Raw genomic sequence first — 15,451 nt, forward strand, 5'->3', positions numbered from 1 at the left:
GCCCAGGCTTTCCCCTTAGACATTGGTATGACTATTTTTGTTATTACAAACAAAGAGTTATGCCATGTTTTCAGTCGGCCCGATCGATGTAGCAAAGCCGCCCACGACAGTGACGACAGCGATACTCTTGACCGGCCTTCGCGTTGGCGTGGCGGCGAGCAGAAAAATGGTGGTCACGACAGTGGCAACGATAGCGAAACGGTGCAGGACTGGACCGGCTGGTGTCAAAGCGATGAGTCACCCTGGGTGACAGGCCAAACAGGCGCACCATGACGGTCTGCCACTCCCGCCCGTGCGGACGAAAGGAAGGACCATCCTCAAGGTGCCAGACCAACCAGTGGGCTACCTCATGGGGAATCACCTCATCAAAGAAGGCCTGGCGGTTCTCCTCCAGCAGCCTGGGATTGAAACGCAGCCCCCCTCGGCCGAAATGCGCCTGACCAGCGCCCTTCCCCCGCAGATCACACCACACGGCGGGTTCCGGCAGATGCGGGTGAACGTCGCGACACAGGGCCACCGCCGCTTTCACTCTGGCATTCACCGCCGCATGCAGTGCCTTGGCCCCGAGCGCTTCCAGCCACTCTCCGTCCACCGCGGGAAGTACCGGGGCGGTGCCTGCCAAAGCAGCATGCGGTCTGCGTCGCGTCTCACTCATTGAATCATCAGTCTCCCTCAAGGAATGCTAGAATGCCGCCTCGAACCAGGGCGGTAAAGACCGCCCCCATTCCACCCCCGACCAAGTGAGCGCTCCATGTCCGACGCCGAAACGCCGCTCCCGCAACCGCTGCTCGAAGATGATGCCCTGGACCTGCTCGATGACTTTCTCGAGGAACGGGCCGGCGCTGATGCGCTAGACCTGATTGGCGCGCACGGCTTTCTGGTCGCCCTGGCAGTAGCGCCACGGGAAATCGATGCTGCCACTTGGGTGGCCGAGCTGTTCCACGGCTCACCGGAGTTCGAGTCAGAGCAGGAGCGTGAGATCATCCTGGGGCTGTTCGAGCAGCTCAAGTCCAACGCCATCAATGTGCTGGAAAGTGGGGGGCTGCCAGAGCTGCCCTTCGAGCTGACGCTGGATGGCATGGCAGCGGAAGAGACCCCCATCGGGGACTGGTGTGCCGGCTTCATGGAGGGCGTCTTCCTGGACGAGGCCCCCTGGTTCGAGGGCGACGAAGAAAGCGTCGCCACCTTGCTGCTGCCCTTCATGGCACTGTCGGGGCTGTTTGCCGATGAACCCGACATGGCGGACCTGGCCGGCGATGCAAAACGTCTGGAGGAGCTGGTCAACCAATTGCCTGAACTGGTGCTGGATCTGTATCTGCACTTCCGGGTGCCGCCGGATACCCCCAAGCCCAAGCCAAGAGGCAAGTCCCCCGCACGGGGCAAGGGCGCGCCACCTTCCGCCAAGAAGGGAGCAGGCGGCAAGGGCGGCGCCAAAGGCAAGGGCAAGCGCTGAGCCTTACTGCCACTAGCGCTGCCACCGGCGCTGCGACCGGCACTGTCATCGGGTTCGGCGAGGCCTGGCGTCGTCGAGCCCGCGCTGGACGAGGCGGTATCCACCGTCCATCAGCGCAAGCGCGTCATCCAGCCATCGAGAGTGCCATACAGCCAGGTTCTCAACTTTGCCCACAGTGAGCGGCGGCTCCAATGCTCATGCGAGATTTCCTTGCTGACGGCAAAATTGCGCTGGAACAGCGTCGCCACCTCCTGCGCCAAGCCAGCATCTTCCACTTCCTGGTTGGCCTCCAGGTTCCATTGCAGGCTCCAGTGATCAAAGTTGCACGACCCTAGACTGACCCAGTCGTCCACCATGACGAATTTGGCATGGATAAAGCTCGGCTGGAATTCGTAGATGCGCACTCCAGCGCGGAGCAGGCGCGAGTAGAAGCGCTGTCCGGCATATCGAATACCGGGATGGTCATGGTCCTGCCCTGGCAGCAACAGGCGCACATCCACCCCTTTGCGTGCCGCTCGCTGCAGTCTCAGTCGCGTACCCAATGTCGGCACGAAGTAGGGCGTACATAGCCACAACCGACCCTGACTGGTATCGATACGCTGCTGCAATGAATGACGGATCGCCTGAAAGCGATAGCCACGCCCCCACATGACCCTGGCCCGCATCTTGCCATCCGCCGCGTCAGCGGTGGCGGGTACGCGAGGTAGCGCCGGCGCCTGGTCGGCGCCTCTGGCCAGCGGTGAATTCCACACCTGGGCAAACAGCGCTACCCAGTCGTTGACGACCGGGCCCCGCACCCGTACTGCCACCTCGAACCAGGCCGACAGGAAGTCATCCACCGCCCCAAATCCGCCGGTGAAGGCAAGCCGCTGGTCGACCACCACCAGCTTGCGGTGATCGCGGCTGACGTTGCGAGCCAGCGAATGCCATCCCAGCGGGTTGAAGTCACGCAACCAGACTCCACCTGCCGTCAGCCGCTGTCGATCAGCGCGTGACAGCCCCATCGCGCCGAATCCATCCAGCAACAGATAGACCGCCACCCCCCTGGCGGCCGCACCGACCAACGCCTCGATGACTCGGTTGGCCAGCTCACCCGATTCCATCAGATATAGCTCTACCAGCACAGATTCCTGTGCCTGAGCCACCGCCTCGAACAAGGCTGGCAGAAATCGATCTGCCTCTGGCAGCAGTTCCACCGCGTTGTGCTCACGCCATTGGGTACTCATCTCGCCTGGCCTCCATGCCATTGCATGCGGGTCGTTGCCTGGCCATGGCAGCGTCACACCCGCCACCATCGTGACTCCTGAATACCCTAATCAAAGGGCACAGAAAAGTCGCGAGAGAAGGTGGCCTAACGTCAGCCTTATTCGCAATTAATCCCAAGTTTGCGTGTCCGATCGTTATACTGACGGCACACATGGACGACCGCCGAGCCCGGACTGCTCGCGGCATGGACAACGGGATGGCTATGTTTCACGCGCCGCTGCGACGACTGATCAAACTATGGACAGAGGTCCGTCTGGCCGAGCCGGCTCCGCTGCAGCTCAATCCCGACCTGCCGACGTTGTATGTGCTGCCAAGGCCAGCACTCAGCGATGTGCTGCTGCTGGATGCCTACTGTCGGGAGCATGGACTGCCTCCCGCCCACGGCAAGTTGGCGGAGCTTTCACTGCCACGCTGCGTGGCGCTTCCGGCTCGTGGCTCGCGCCTGTGGCGCGGCCGCGCGACCAGCGTTGCTCCATTTACCCAGCTTGTCGCCAACGGTATCCAGGTCCAGCTAGTACCGGTCAGCGTGTTCTGGGGTCGCGCCCCGGGCAAGAATTTCGGCTTCTGGCACCTGCTGGCAGCAGATAGCTGGCAACTAACCGGGCGAGTTCGACGGGCCTTGTCGGTCTTGATCAACGGCCGCGATGTGGAGCTGCAGTTCGGCGCGCCTCTGCACCTCGAGGAGCTGCACAATGGTGACCCATCGCTCACCAACCGCAAGGCCGCTCGCCTGCTCCGCGTGCATTTTCGCCGCGTGCGCACACGGGTGCTGGGCCCGGATCTGTCTCACCGCAGCACCATGATCCAGGGCGTCGTGGCCAGCGATGCGGTACGCCACGCCATCGGACAGCAGGTCGACCAGGGGATGTCGCCCTCGCGGCTAAAGCGACGTGCACGCCGTTACGGGCATGAGATTGCGGCAAACATGACCTATCCGGTGTTGCGCTTCCTTGCCGGCGCCCTGCGGCGGTTGTGGAATCGCCTGTACGATGGCGTCGATGTGACCGGCCTGGACAAGGTCAAGTCCTTGGCAGGCGACCACACCCTGATCTACGTGCCCTGCCACCGCAGTCATATCGACTACCTGCTGCTGTCCTACGTGCTTTACCGAGAGGGGCTGATGCCGCCGCACATCGCGGCGGGCAAGAACCTCAACATGCCGATCATCGGCCCCCTGTTGAGGCGCGGCGGGGCCTTCTTCCTGCGCCGCAGCTTCCGCGACAACCGCCTCTATGGCGCCGTCTTCAACGAGTACCTGCATCGCTTGCTGGCCGGTGGCTACCCGATGGAGTACTTCATCGAAGGCGGGCGTTCGCGAAGTGGCCGCATGCTGTCTCCGCGTCCCGGCATGCTGGCCATGACCCTGACCTCATTCATGCGCTGTCAACGCGGCGACGACCGCCCGATGGTGTTCGTGCCTGTCTACATTGGCTATGAGCGCATTCTCGAGAACTCGAGCTATCAGCGCGAACTGAGCGGCGGCAAGAAGCGCAAGGAATCACCGCTGGGTCTGTTGCGGGTCATTGGCCGGCTGCGAGAGCCTTACGGCCGGGTCGCCGTCAACATCGGGGAACCGCTGCCCATCGCCGACTTCCTTGACCGGTCCGCCCCGGAGTGGCGCACTAGCGGGGCCGATGATCACCCCTGGTTGAAACCCACGGTCACGGGTCTCGGACACCTGCTGACGCAGCGTATCAATGAGGTCGCCGCGCTGAATGCTGCCAACCTGACCGGCCTTGCCCTGCTGGCGTCACCTTATCGCGCATTGGAACACGCGACGCTGTGTGACCAGTTGGCGCTGCTGAGCCGGCTTGCCCGCAGTCCGGCCTGCGCCCAGACGCCCAGTTTACCGGCCGAATCGCCAGAGGACTGTGTGACCAAAGCCGTCGCGCTGGAGCTGGTCGAACGCCACCATCACCGCCTGGGTGATATCGTCAGTGCCACCCCCGCACAGGCCGCGCAACTGGCCTGGTATCGCAACAATGTGCTGCACCTGTTTGCTCTGCCGGCCCTGGTGGCCTTTGCCTTCCGTAGCCGAACTCAGCGCAGCCCAGCAGAGCTGCACGACCTGCTGCGTCCTCTATGGCCACCCTTGGCACATGAATTCTGCATCAGCGATGATGCCGATCTTGGAGAGCGTATCGATGCCATCCTGACCAGCCTGTGTGATCTCGACCTGCTGGAACGCTACGGCGCGAGCTTCACCCCGAAGGACAGCCTGGCGGCGCGGGAGCGGCTGCAGCTGGTCGGACGCATGATTCAGCCGTCGCTGGAACGCAACGCGCTGCTGATCGAAGTTCTGCTGCACGCGGGCAGCGGCACCCTGACCCGGCAGGAATTGACCGAGCGCTCCCGCGACCTGGCAGAACGGCTAGGCCTGCTCAGCGGCCGCGAGGCACCGGAATTCTTTGATCCCAAACTGTTCGAGACATTGATCGACACCCTGGGGCAGGAAGGCTGGATCTGGCTTGACCAGCAGCAGGTCCACTTCGATGAGTGTCTCAGACAAGCCGCCCAGCGTGCCTCTCGCTTGCTCGATGCATCACTGCGCAGACGCCTGGCGCTGATCACCCGCTACCGCGAAAACAGTGACGTGCGCGACCGCCAGTCCGCGCTCAACCCTGAGCCTTGAGCGAGCGATGCACGTAGATATCGTAGCGGCTGGTTTTCTCTTCCAGCCGGTGCCTTGGCTCGGGCCCATCGATCGGCGGAGCCTTGCGCGGGCGCTTGACCACCACCCGGTGAGTCGCCACATCAAGCGCCGCCTCCAGCAAGCGCGGCGCGTCAGCATCATCACCGGCCAACTCCCGGAAAACCCGCATCTCCTTCTTGACCAGCGCTGACTTGTCCCGATGAGGAAACATGGGATCGAGATGGATCACCTCGGGTGCCTTGTGATGGTCCGCCACCAGCTCGGCGAGATCACGGCTGCTGTCGCCGTGACATAGGGTCATGCGCTGCGCCGCATCACGGGTTTCCTCGCAGCCACGTGCCCGTTGCAGGCCATCGTCAAGCAGCGCGGCAATGGCGGCCACCCGCTCGATCAGCAGCACATCGGCACCCAGGCTCGCCAGGACGAAGGCGTCACGCCCGAGCCCAGCGGTGGCATCGACCACCTGGGGCGTAATGCCCTTTGCCAGGCCACAGGCCCTGGCCACCAGCTGACCGCGTCCTCCGCCGAAGCGTCGGCGATGACCATCACGACCACCGATGAAGTCGACCCACAGCGGCTTGCCGTAGAGCGCCTCATCTCCTGCCAGCACTAGCCGTCCCTGCTCATCTCGCTCAAGCAAAAGCCCGGCTTCGGGGCAATGCTCCAGCGTGAAGGGCAAGGCGAGCCCTGGGGCCAAGCGTACGCTCACTGAGCACGCTTCCTTTCCGTCTTCTTCCAGGCCACCTGGTCTCGAAGATAGACAGGCTGAGCGTCATGGGGCCGCTGACCGCCGCCAGCGTCGAACACCTCCACGGCAAGTCGCGCCATGTCTTCGGCAACCGGATCGATGTCCACCACTGTCAGGTTCAGGTTGGCCTGGAGCTCTGCCGGCATCTGATCCCACAGGGCCCAGCCAGACCCAAGCCCGACCCAGTCATGATCCTCATGCTCTCGAGGCAGTAGCAGCCGCTCCGGTGGCAACACCGCTTCGTCCACCAACGCTACTGGGAGGCCATCATCGATACGCCAGGCAGCGGCATAGACTTCACCCATACGAGCGTCCAGAGCCGTCACCATGTAACGATAACGGTGGCTGCGATAACCGCTCAGAGCCAGCGCTTGCAGCGTCGACACACCGATCAGCGGTCGTCCCAGACCATAAGCAAGCCCCTGAGCCACTCCCGCCGCGATACGCAGTCCAGTGAACGAGCCTGGCCCACGACCGTAAGCCACGGCATCCAACGCATTGGCCGTGACGCCAGCCTCTGCCAATACTTCATCCACCATCGGCATCAAACGCCGAGTGTGCTCTCGCGGGGTCTGCGCAAAACGTGCCAGCACTTCATCCGGCTGGCCGTCGATACGGCGCAGCAAGGCCGCAGAACAGGCGCTGGAAGAAGCGTCGAGGGCCACAATCAGGGTCATGTTGGACTCATCCTGCAAGGGAAAAACCGGCGCATTATAAAGCAAGTGACCGGAAAATGGGGGGAGCCGGTACCCGAGCTCATCGGACATTTGGCGGGCTCACTCGACGGGCTCATTTGACAGGCTATGCCCGGTAAACGACCACGGCCCGCCAATGGCGGGCCGTGGTCAGCGATGCACGGGCGTGAAGCCTGACTAGCCCTCCAGGGCCGCGAGCACCTGACGGGTGATGTCGTCCACGCTGCCGACACCTGCGACACGGTGGTAGCGAGGTGCAGCCTCAGGCGCCTCGGCTGCCCACTCCTGGTAGTAACCCACCAACGGCTCGGTCTGTTCGTGATACACGGACAGGCGATTGCGCACGGTGCTCTCGCTGTCGTCTTCACGCTGGATCAGCGCCTCGCCGGTGACGTCATCCTTGCCTTCTTCCTTCGGCGGATTGTAGACGACGTGATAGACGCGACCGGATGCCGGGTGGACACGACGACCGGCCAGGCGATTGACGATCTCTTCATCGGCCACGGCAATCTCCAGCACGTGGTCAATCTTCACACCACCGTCCTTCATGGCGTCGGCCTGGGGAATGGTGCGGGGGAAGCCGTCGAACAGGAAGCCATTGGCACAGTCAGGCTGAGCGATGCGCTCCTTCACCAGAGCGATGATGATGTCATCGGACACCAGACCGCCGGTATTCAGGATTTCCTTAACCTTGAGCCCCAGCTCACTGCCTTCCTTGACCGCTGCGCGCAGCATGTCGCCAGTGGAAATCTGCGGAATGTCATAACGCTCGCAGATGAATTGAGCCTGGGTGCCCTTGCCGGCTCCCGGTGCACCCAAGAGGATCAAACGCATCAGTAGAACTCCTTCGAAAAAGCGAAAAATTCGGGGTGAAGAATAGGGTTAGCGAACAATACCCGCGCAGCTCTGGCGACACAACCTGAGACAACCGCCACAGCACCGGAAAAAGAGGATAAACAACTGTAATATCAAATAACTAAATACTGGATTGCACTTTCGTCAGGCGTCATCAAAGGTTCATGATTCGCGTGACGTAGCACAGCATGGCACCAACACCTCTGATCAGGTGAAGGGCCACTTGATGGGCGGGCCGCCAACGACGAACGGCGCCTTGCGGCGCCGTTCGTTGCTCCCAGGTGGAGCAGGCTTACAGCAGCAGACGCCGGACGTCGGTCAGCAGCTGTCCCAGCAGCGCGGTAAAGCGCGCCGCGTCGGCCCCGTTCACCGCACGGTGATCATAGGACAGCGACAGCGGCATCATCAGGCGTGGCTGGAAGGCCGCACCATCCCATACCGGCTTCATGGACGCCTTGGACACCCCGAGAATCGCCACTTCAGGCGGGTTCACAATGGGGGTGAAGGCGGTGCCGCCAATCGACCCAAGGCTCGAGATGGTGAAACAGCCACCGGTCATCTCTTCGCGCTTGAGTTTCTTGGACTGGGCTTTCTTGGCCAGCTCCACCGACTCCTTGGCCAGGTCGATCAGCGACTTCTTGTCGGCATCACGAATCACCGGCACCATCAGGCCGTCAGGCGTATCCACGGCGATGCCGATATGCACATACTTCTTGTGCACCACGGTCTCGCCGTCGGCCTTGAGGCTGACGTTGAACTGCGGGTACTTGGCCAGGGCGTATGCACACGCCTTGATCATGAACGGCAGCGGCGTCAGTTTCGCCCCCTGCGCCTCGGCTTCCGCCTTCATCGACTTGCGGAAGGCCTCGAGCTCGGTGATGTCGGCCTCGTCAAACTGCGTCACGTGGGGAATGTTGACCCAGCTGCGATGCAGGTTGTTGGCGCCCATCTTCATCAGGCGGCCCATCGGCTTCTCTTCGATCTCACCGAACTGGCTAAAGTCCTGATCAGGAATCGGCGGAATACCGGAACCACCCGCGGCGGCGGCCGGAGCAGATGCCCCCTGGCTCTTGCCTTGATTGGCCATGGCCTGCTTGACGTAGTTCTGGACGTCTTCCTTGAGCACTCGGTCCTTGGGACCGGAGGGCTTGACCAGGCCAAGATCGACACCCAGCTCACGTGCCAGCATGCGCACCGCCGGACCCGCGTGCACGTTCTTGGCATCGCGAGGCTTGTCCGCCACGGCAGAGCCCTTGGCGCTATCCGCCGAACCGCCGCCAGACGCCTGCTGCTTGGACGCCTCCTGCTTGGGCGCTTCCTGCTTGGGCGCTTCCTGCTTAGCCGCTTCCTGCTTGGGCGCTGCCTTCTTCTTGGGCGCTGCACCGGCCACTTCGATGTAGCCGATCAAGTCGCCCTCGGAAACGGTGTCGCCTTCCTTGACCGACAGTTCGACCACCTTGCCCTTGAAGGGGCTTGGCACGTCCATGGAGGCCTTGTCGGACTCCAGCGTGATCAGGGCGTCTTCGACATCGACCTCATCACCCTCACTGACGGCCATCTCGATGATCGGCACGTCACTGGAACCGGAGAGATCGGGCACGCGCACTTCCTGACGGCCGCCTTCTGCGGCGGCGTCATCATCGTCACCGTCATCCTCGGATGCCGGCTCGCTGGCCTCAGGCGCGCTGGCGGACGCAGCGTCATCCGACGCGCCATCATCCTCGTCGCCGCCTTCACCCGCCACTTCCATGGTGCCGATCACATCGCCTTCAGAGACCGTGTCGCCTTCCTTCACGCTCAGGCTGACCAACTTGCCGGCGTGGGGGCTGGGCACATCCATGGAAGCCTTGTCGGACTCCAGGGTGATCAGGGTATCTTCTTCGGCGACATCATCGCCTTCGGACACCGCCACTTCGATGATCTCCACATCGCTGGAGCCACCGAGATCTGGAACCTTGATCTCCACGGTACGACTGCCGCCGCTCTGCTTGGGAGCAGGCTTGCTGTCGCTGGCCGCTGACGCCTCCTGCTGGCTGTCGGCCTCCGCCTTGGGGGCGTCGTCCTTGGCATCGTCAGCCGCGTCGTTGCCTGCATCGGCATCACCACCGCCTTCGGCTTCGATCTCGACGATGTCGTCACCTTCGGAGACAGTATCCCCTTCCTTGACCAGCACCTTGATGACCTTGCCGCCCTTGGGCGCGGGCACATCCATGCTGGCCTTGTCAGACTCCAGAGTGATCAGCGTATCTTCCGCTTCGATCACGTCGCCCTCGGATACGGCGATCTCGATGATTTCTACATCGGTGTCCCCACCGATATCGGGCACTTTGATGATTTCGCTACTCAAGGTCGCGCTCCTTCAAACTCTTGACGGAGGCGGGCCTCCCGGCCCGCCATGCCACCGAACATTCCCTTGTCGCCTCAGACGTCCAGGGGGTTGGGCTTGTTCGGGTCGATGTCGTACTTCTTGAGTGCCTCGGCCACGACCTTGCGATCGATCTCGTCGCGATCCGCCAGCGCCTTGAGCGCCGCCACGGTGACGTAGTAACGATCCACCTCGAAGAAGGCACGCAGCGCTTCGCGAGTGTCGGAGCGACCGTAGCCGTCGGTGCCCAGTACATGATAGTCGGTCGGCACCCAGGCGCGAACCTGGTCGGCGTACAGCTTCATGTAGTCGGTGGACGCGATAGCCGGACCCTTGCGCCCTTCCAGGCACTTGGTGACATGGGGCTTCTCGGGCTTGGCCTCAGGGTTGATGAAGGCCTGACGATCGAGACCGAGCGCTTCACGACGCAGCTCGTTGAAGCTGGTCACGCTCCAGATGTCCGAGCCGACACCCCATTCTTCGGCAAGCATTTCAGCGGCAGCCTCGACTTCGCGCAGGATGGTACCCGACCCCAGCAGCTGGACGTGTCCCTTCTTGCCTTCGGTCTCGCGCAGCAGATACATGCCCTTGATGATGTCCGCGGCGGGAATCTCGGCAAGCTCCGGATGCTCGTAGTTTTCGTTCATCAGGGTCAGGTAGTAGAAGCAGTTCTCCTTGTCGGCGAACATGCGCTTCAAACCATCCTGCACGATGACGGCCACTTCGTGGGCGTAAGTGGGATCGTAGGTCCGGCAGTTCGGGATCATCGCTGCCTGCAGCAGGCTGTGCCCGTCCTGGTGCTGGAGACCTTCGCCATTAAGCGTGGTACGGCCGGCGGTGCCGCCACACAGGAAGCCTCGCGCCTGCATGTCACCCGCGGCCCAGGCCAGATCACCGATACGCTGGAAGCCGAACATCGAGTAGTAGATGTAGAACGGCAACAACGTGGTGTTGTTGTTCGAGTAGGACGTGGCGGCGGCAATCCACGCCGACATGGCGCCGGCCTCGGTGATGCCTTCCTCGAGGATCTGACCTTTCTGATCCTCGCGGTAGAACATGATCTGTCCCTTGTCGACGGGCTCGTACTTCTGCCCTTCGGAGGTGTAGATCCCGAGCTGACGGAACATCCCTTCCATGCCGAAGGTACGGGCCTCGTCGGGGATGATCGGCACCACGCGCTTGCCGATCTTCTTGTCCTTGACCAGGCCATTCAGGACACGCACGAAGGCCATGGTGGTGGAAACCTCACGGCCCTTGGACCCTGCGGTCTGGGACGCGAAGGTCTTGTCGTCAAGACCAGGAATTTCCAGCGCTTCAAAGTCCGCACGACGACTCGGCAGGTAGCCACCCAGCTGCTCGCGGCGGTAGTGCATGTACTTCATTTCCGGAGAGTCATCTTCGGGCTTGTAGTACGGCACATCCTTGAGCTGCTCGTCGGAGATGGGAATGCCGAAGCGATCACGGAACCGCTTGAGCGCTTCGTACTCCATGGTCTTGACCTGGTGCGCTTCGTTGGCCGCCTCACCATCGCCGCCACCCATGCCGTAGCCCTTGACGGTATGCGCCAGGATCACAGTGGGACGGCCGTTGGCGTTGGTGGTCGCCTCGTGATACGCCGCGTAGACCTTGAACGGGTCATGACCACCGCGGTTGAGCTTCCAGATGTCCTCGTCGGACATGTCCTTGACCAAGTCGGCGGTTTCCGGGTACTTGCCGAAGAAGTGTTCCCGGGTGTACGCGCCGCCGTTGGCCTTGTAATTCTGATAGTCGCCGTCGACCGCCTCGTCCATGCGCTTCTGCAGCATGCCCTTCTTGTCTTTCTCGAACAGCGGATCCCAGTGGCGTCCCCAGACGACCTTCAGCACATTCCAGCCGGCGCCGCGGAAGACACCTTCGAGCTCGTCGATGATGCGGGAGTTACCGCGCACCGGGCCATCGAGACGCTGCAGGTTGCAGTTGATGACAAAGATGAGGTTGTCGAGTTTTTCGCGGCTGGCCAGGTGAATGGCACCGAGGGATTCCGGCTCGTCACATTCGCCGTCACCCATGAAGCACCAGATCTTGCGGTCCTGCATATCATGCAGTTCGCGGGAGTGCAGGTACTTCATGACGTGGGCCTGGTAGATCGCCTGGATCGGGCCCAGACCCATGGACACCGTGGGGAACTGCCAGAAATCCGGCATCAGCCAGGGGTGCGGGTAAGAGGACAGGCCATTGCCGTCCACTTCCTGGCGGTAGCTGTCCATCTGCTCTTCGGTCAGACGACCTTCAAGGTAGGCACGGGCATAGATACCCGGCGCCACGTGGCCCTGGATATAGATCAGGTCGCCTTCGAAGTCTCCGTTCGGGGCGCGGAAGAAGTGGTTGAAGCCCACGTCATACAGCGTCGCGGAGGACATGAAACTGGCGATGTGGCCACCAAGCCCTGGCTTGGCACGGTTATTACGAATGACCTGGGCAATGGCGTTATAGCGGATCACCGAGCGGATACGACGCTCCATGAACAGGTCGCCCGGCATCGGCGCTTCACAGTGCACCGGAATGGTGTTGCGATGCGGGGTGGTGACCGAGAAGGGCACCTGCATGCCGTCCTGGCGATAACGGTCGGCGAGCCGTGTCATCAGGTACCGGGCACGATCCTCGCCCTCGCGATCCAGGACTGACTCCAGGGAATCCAACCATTCCTGGGTTTCGACCGGATCGAGATCTTCTCTTGAACCAAGACTCATAGAACGTCTCTCCGAATGACGATGGGGGTCCACTGCCCCGCGATCGAGGCCAATGAGCGAGCGGGATTGAGGAGTAATCCCCGGCCGCCTCGCAGCGTCAGGCATGTAGTAATATTACGAGATTATCCGTGCCAACCGGGCACGATTGGGCAAGAAGATACCTCAATCGCCCTGCACTGCCAATTGAACCAGCTATGGAAATGTTTTTCAATTCAGCTATATTGCACTGCAACACAATGGCTTAGCCACGCTCCTCTGCCAGTTATGTGACGAAAGTCAGCCACTTGTAAACAAACTACCGTTTGACACCCGGCTCGCGACCAAACTATGCAAGAACGCTGGCCTAGGGCATCGACTCGCGGCACTGCAAACAGCGGCGCAGGTAAGCCCAGTCAAAAGACGGACCCGGGTCGTCCTTGCGTAGTGGGGCGATTCGAGCATGACTGGTCAGCCTTTCGGGGGTGATGAGTGGATAGGCGTCAAACAGATCGTGCAGCACCTGTGCCAGACGTCGGTATTGTGCGTCTCGATATGGCGTCGATGGATCACCTTCGAGTTCGATGCCAATGGAAAAGTCATTCAGCTCGTCACGCATGCGATGCCCATCGAACCAGCGCGAGCGCCCAGCGTGCCAGGCGCGAGCCTCGAAGGGGGCAAACTGCACGCACTCGCCATCTCGACGAATCAGCAGGTGCGCGGACACCTTGAGCCCCGCTATCTTGGCAAAGTAAGGATGGGCCTCTGGCACCAGCCGGTTACAGAACAGCGCTTCGATATGATCACCGCCAAACTCGCCCGGCGGCAGGCTGATCGAATGCAACACCACCACAGACACTTCCTCGTCGGGCCGCTCATTGATGTTCGGTGAAGGCACTTGGCGAGCACCGTTCAACCATCCGTTCACACAGGTCACTGGCCTCTCCTTGCCGGTATCGGAGTCTGTCGCCCAGGCACTGACGCCGAGGCTTATCCCCCCTATAATGTCGGCTCCACGCGCCGCAATACAGAGATATCCATGCATTTCCAGGACGCCCTTGCCGAAGAGATCCGCAACAGCGCCGCACGCCTGCTGGCAGAGGATGTCGGCCCGGTGGACATTACGGCCCAGCTGATTCCCGAAAAACACCAGGGCCACGCCCGAGTCATCAGCCGCGAGCCGGCCATCCTGTGCGGCGTGGCCTGGGTCGACGAGCTGTTCCGCCGCCTTGATCCGCGCGTCACCTTGACCTGGCATGCCGCCGACGGTGATCGACTGACGCCCGACGTGCCGTTTCTTGAGCTGACAGGCCCTGCCAGGAGCCTGCTCACCGGCGAGCGGGCCGCTCTGAACCTGCTGCAGACGCTATCTGCAACGGCCACCCGAACGCGCCACTATGTGGACCTGCTGGAAGGGACCGGGGTCAAGCTGCTGGATACCCGCAAGACGCTACCCGGCATGCGCGTCGCGCAGAAATATGCGGTAGCCTGCGGGGGCGGCACCAATCACCGGATTGGGCTCTACGATGCCTTCCTGATCAAGGAAAATCACATCTGGGCCTGCGGCGGTATCGCCGGAGCAGTGAAGGAAGCACGCGGCATCGCCAAGGATCTCACCGTGGAGGTCGAAGTCGAGACCTTTGATGAGCTCAACCAGGCGCTGGCAGCCGGTGCAGATGTCATCATGCTGGACAACTTCTCGCTGGACGATATGCGCGAAGCCGTGCGCCAGGTCGCCGGTCGCGCCACGCTGGAGGCCTCCGGCAATGTCGATGAGACCACCCTGAAAGCGATCGCTGACACCGGCGTCGACTGCATTTCCAGCGGCGCCTTGACCAAGGACATCAAGGCGATTGACCTGTCCATGCGGATGGTGGAAGACGGCCCAGCCAGCTAGCTGACAGGGGCTTGCGGCGGGCTCGTTACTGATTGAGGGCCTATCGCTGACAGAGGGCTGACAGAGCGTACCCCCGCACGCTGGCAGGCGTGCGGCCGGGTCATCGTCTCAGCGAAATGTCAGAGCCTACGTCGGAGCCCAGGTCAGAGTCATGCCAGCATCATGTGAGAGCCTTGCTCAGACACAGGCGAGGCAGGCGTTCCCCGTTACGCTCGACCCACTCTTCACCATGGGATACCCAGCCAGCCCTGAGCAAGGGTTCGGCCAACAGCAGGCTGGCCTCGATGATCATTCGTCTGGCTCCCGCCTGCTTGAGTCGTTCCTCTGCCAGCTCGAGCAGACGCCCGCCGATCCCCTGGCCAGCCAGGGATGGCCAGACGTAAAGCGTCTCGATTCTGGCACGGGCGATGTCGTACTCGACAAAGCCGACACAGCGGCCGTCACAGTCCGCCACCAGGGTCGTAAACAGTGCCTGACGAGCCCGCCAGGCGGCGCCCTCGCGGGGCAATGCGGAGGCCCAGGCATGACGTTGCTCGATGCTGTAATGACGACTGGCACCGGTCATGACCGCGTGATAGAACACTTCCGCCTGGTCCGAGGCGTCATCCGCCAGGGCTTCGCGATAGCGGATACGCGGAAGCCGGACTTCCTGTGCGGGCGATGCTGGATGAGGGGCAGACATGAAAGACACTCCTGGGGGACTGGCAGCCATCAACCTCGCCTGGCGAGGTTCGCCAAGCCTACCCACAAGCCGAGCTCTGTCCAATAGCCAGCTCCATCTTGATACCAGCCGAGAGAAGATAATGCCCCACTG

12 protein-coding genes are annotated in these 15,451 nt (G+C 62.1%); 3 read left to right on the forward strand and 9 right to left on the reverse strand.

Annotated elements, in window-relative coordinates:
- Nucleotides 1–70: 70 nt before the first annotated feature.
- Nucleotides 71–655 carry a SprT-like domain-containing protein gene (locus JF545_RS05340; protein WP_206940000.1) on the reverse strand — a complete coding sequence of 195 codons (585 nt, stop codon included), beginning with the start codon at nucleotides 653–655 and terminating at the stop codon, nucleotides 71–73.
- A 96-nt stretch (nucleotides 656–751) separates the two neighbouring features.
- On the opposite strand from JF545_RS05340, the gene JF545_RS05345 reads away from it, so the two are divergent.
- On the forward strand, nucleotides 752–1,453 hold the full coding sequence (locus JF545_RS05345) for a YecA family protein (RefSeq protein ID WP_206940002.1): 702 nt from the start codon (nucleotides 752–754) through the stop codon (nucleotides 1,451–1,453).
- 110 nt (nucleotides 1,454–1,563) lie between these two features.
- Here the strand turns inward: JF545_RS05345 and JF545_RS05350 are convergent, their stop codons facing one another.
- Complete coding sequence (locus JF545_RS05350) at nucleotides 1,564–2,679, reverse strand: phospholipase D-like domain-containing protein (RefSeq protein ID WP_206940004.1); 1,116 nt, start codon at nucleotides 2,677–2,679, stop codon at nucleotides 1,564–1,566.
- Between the two features lie 236 nt (nucleotides 2,680–2,915).
- On the opposite strand from JF545_RS05350, the gene plsB reads away from it, so the two are divergent.
- Nucleotides 2,916–5,351 carry a glycerol-3-phosphate 1-O-acyltransferase PlsB gene (gene plsB, locus JF545_RS05355; protein WP_224851831.1) on the forward strand — a complete coding sequence of 812 codons (2,436 nt, stop codon included), beginning with the start codon at nucleotides 2,916–2,918 and terminating at the stop codon, nucleotides 5,349–5,351.
- Here the strand turns inward: plsB and JF545_RS05360 are convergent.
- The 6 genes from JF545_RS05360 to ampD all read right to left on the reverse strand — a co-directional run bounded on the left by JF545_RS05360 (nucleotide 5,335) and on the right by ampD (nucleotide 13,677).
- Nucleotides 5,335–6,081 carry a class I SAM-dependent methyltransferase gene (locus JF545_RS05360; protein WP_374107033.1) on the reverse strand — a complete coding sequence of 249 codons (747 nt, stop codon included), beginning with the start codon at nucleotides 6,079–6,081 and terminating at the stop codon, nucleotides 5,335–5,337. The genes plsB and JF545_RS05360 overlap by 17 nt on opposite strands.
- Nucleotides 6,078–6,797 carry a tRNA (adenosine(37)-N6)-threonylcarbamoyltransferase complex dimerization subunit type 1 TsaB gene (gene tsaB, locus JF545_RS05365; protein ID WP_206940006.1) on the reverse strand — a complete coding sequence of 240 codons (720 nt, stop codon included), beginning with the start codon at nucleotides 6,795–6,797 and terminating at the stop codon, nucleotides 6,078–6,080. The genes JF545_RS05360 and tsaB overlap by 4 nt, the downstream gene beginning before the upstream one ends.
- A 195-nt stretch (nucleotides 6,798–6,992) precedes the next feature.
- A complete protein-coding gene (adk, locus tag JF545_RS05370; protein ID WP_206940008.1) occupies nucleotides 6,993–7,649 on the reverse strand; it encodes an adenylate kinase in 657 nt (218 codons plus the stop codon).
- Nucleotides 7,650–7,962: 313 nt separating this feature from the next.
- Nucleotides 7,963–10,017 (reverse strand): pyruvate dehydrogenase complex dihydrolipoyllysine-residue acetyltransferase, encoded by a 2,055-nt coding sequence (aceF, locus tag JF545_RS05375; protein ID WP_206940010.1) that lies wholly within the window; start codon nucleotides 10,015–10,017, stop codon nucleotides 7,963–7,965.
- 74 nt (nucleotides 10,018–10,091) lie between these two features.
- Complete coding sequence (gene aceE / locus JF545_RS05380) at nucleotides 10,092–12,764, reverse strand: pyruvate dehydrogenase (acetyl-transferring), homodimeric type (RefSeq protein WP_206940012.1); 2,673 nt, start codon at nucleotides 12,762–12,764, stop codon at nucleotides 10,092–10,094.
- 343 nt (nucleotides 12,765–13,107) lie between these two features.
- Nucleotides 13,108–13,677 carry a 1,6-anhydro-N-acetylmuramyl-L-alanine amidase AmpD gene (gene ampD, locus JF545_RS05385; protein ID WP_347401312.1) on the reverse strand — a complete coding sequence of 190 codons (570 nt, stop codon included), beginning with the start codon at nucleotides 13,675–13,677 and terminating at the stop codon, nucleotides 13,108–13,110.
- A 102-nt stretch (nucleotides 13,678–13,779) separates the two neighbouring features.
- On the opposite strand from ampD, the gene nadC reads away from it, so the two are divergent.
- On the forward strand, nucleotides 13,780–14,637 hold the full coding sequence (nadC, locus tag JF545_RS05390) for a carboxylating nicotinate-nucleotide diphosphorylase (protein ID WP_206940016.1): 858 nt from the start codon (nucleotides 13,780–13,782) through the stop codon (nucleotides 14,635–14,637).
- Nucleotides 14,638–14,797: 160 nt separating this feature from the next.
- On the opposite strand, the gene JF545_RS05395 is transcribed toward nadC, so the two are convergent.
- Entirely contained in the window at nucleotides 14,798–15,319 is a 522-nt protein-coding gene (locus tag JF545_RS05395) for a GNAT family N-acetyltransferase (RefSeq protein WP_206940018.1), read from the reverse strand.
- Between the last annotated feature and the right edge of the window lie 132 nt (nucleotides 15,320–15,451).

It is taken from the genome of Halomonas litopenaei (assembly GCF_017303055.1).
Lineage (GTDB): Bacteria > Pseudomonadota > Gammaproteobacteria > Pseudomonadales > Halomonadaceae > Halomonas > Halomonas litopenaei_A.

Bases quoted from the DNA above. Each gene is read 5' to 3' on its own strand.
- JF545_RS05345 (WP_206940002.1), top strand. From the start codon at position 752: ATGTCCGACGCCGAAACGCCGCTCCCGCAACCGCTGCTCGAAGATGAT.
- nadC (WP_206940016.1), top strand. From the start codon at position 13,780: ATGCATTTCCAGGACGCCCTTGCCGAAGAGATCCGCAACAGCGCCGCA.
- JF545_RS05340 (WP_206940000.1), bottom strand. From the start codon at position 655: ATGAGTGAGACGCGACGCAGACCGCATGCTGCTTTGGCAGGCACCGCC.
- JF545_RS05395 (WP_206940018.1), bottom strand. From the start codon at position 15,319: ATGTCTGCCCCTCATCCAGCATCGCCCGCACAGGAAGTCCGGCTTCCG.
- plsB (WP_224851831.1), top strand. From the start codon at position 2,916: ATGGCTATGTTTCACGCGCCGCTGCGACGACTGATCAAACTATGGACA.
- JF545_RS05350 (WP_206940004.1), bottom strand. From the start codon at position 2,679: ATGAGTACCCAATGGCGTGAGCACAACGCGGTGGAACTGCTGCCAGAG.
- tsaB (WP_206940006.1), bottom strand. From the start codon at position 6,797: ATGACCCTGATTGTGGCCCTCGACGCTTCTTCCAGCGCCTGTTCTGCG.
- aceE (WP_206940012.1), bottom strand. From the start codon at position 12,764: ATGAGTCTTGGTTCAAGAGAAGATCTCGATCCGGTCGAAACCCAGGAA.
- adk (WP_206940008.1), bottom strand. From the start codon at position 7,649: ATGCGTTTGATCCTCTTGGGTGCACCGGGAGCCGGCAAGGGCACCCAG.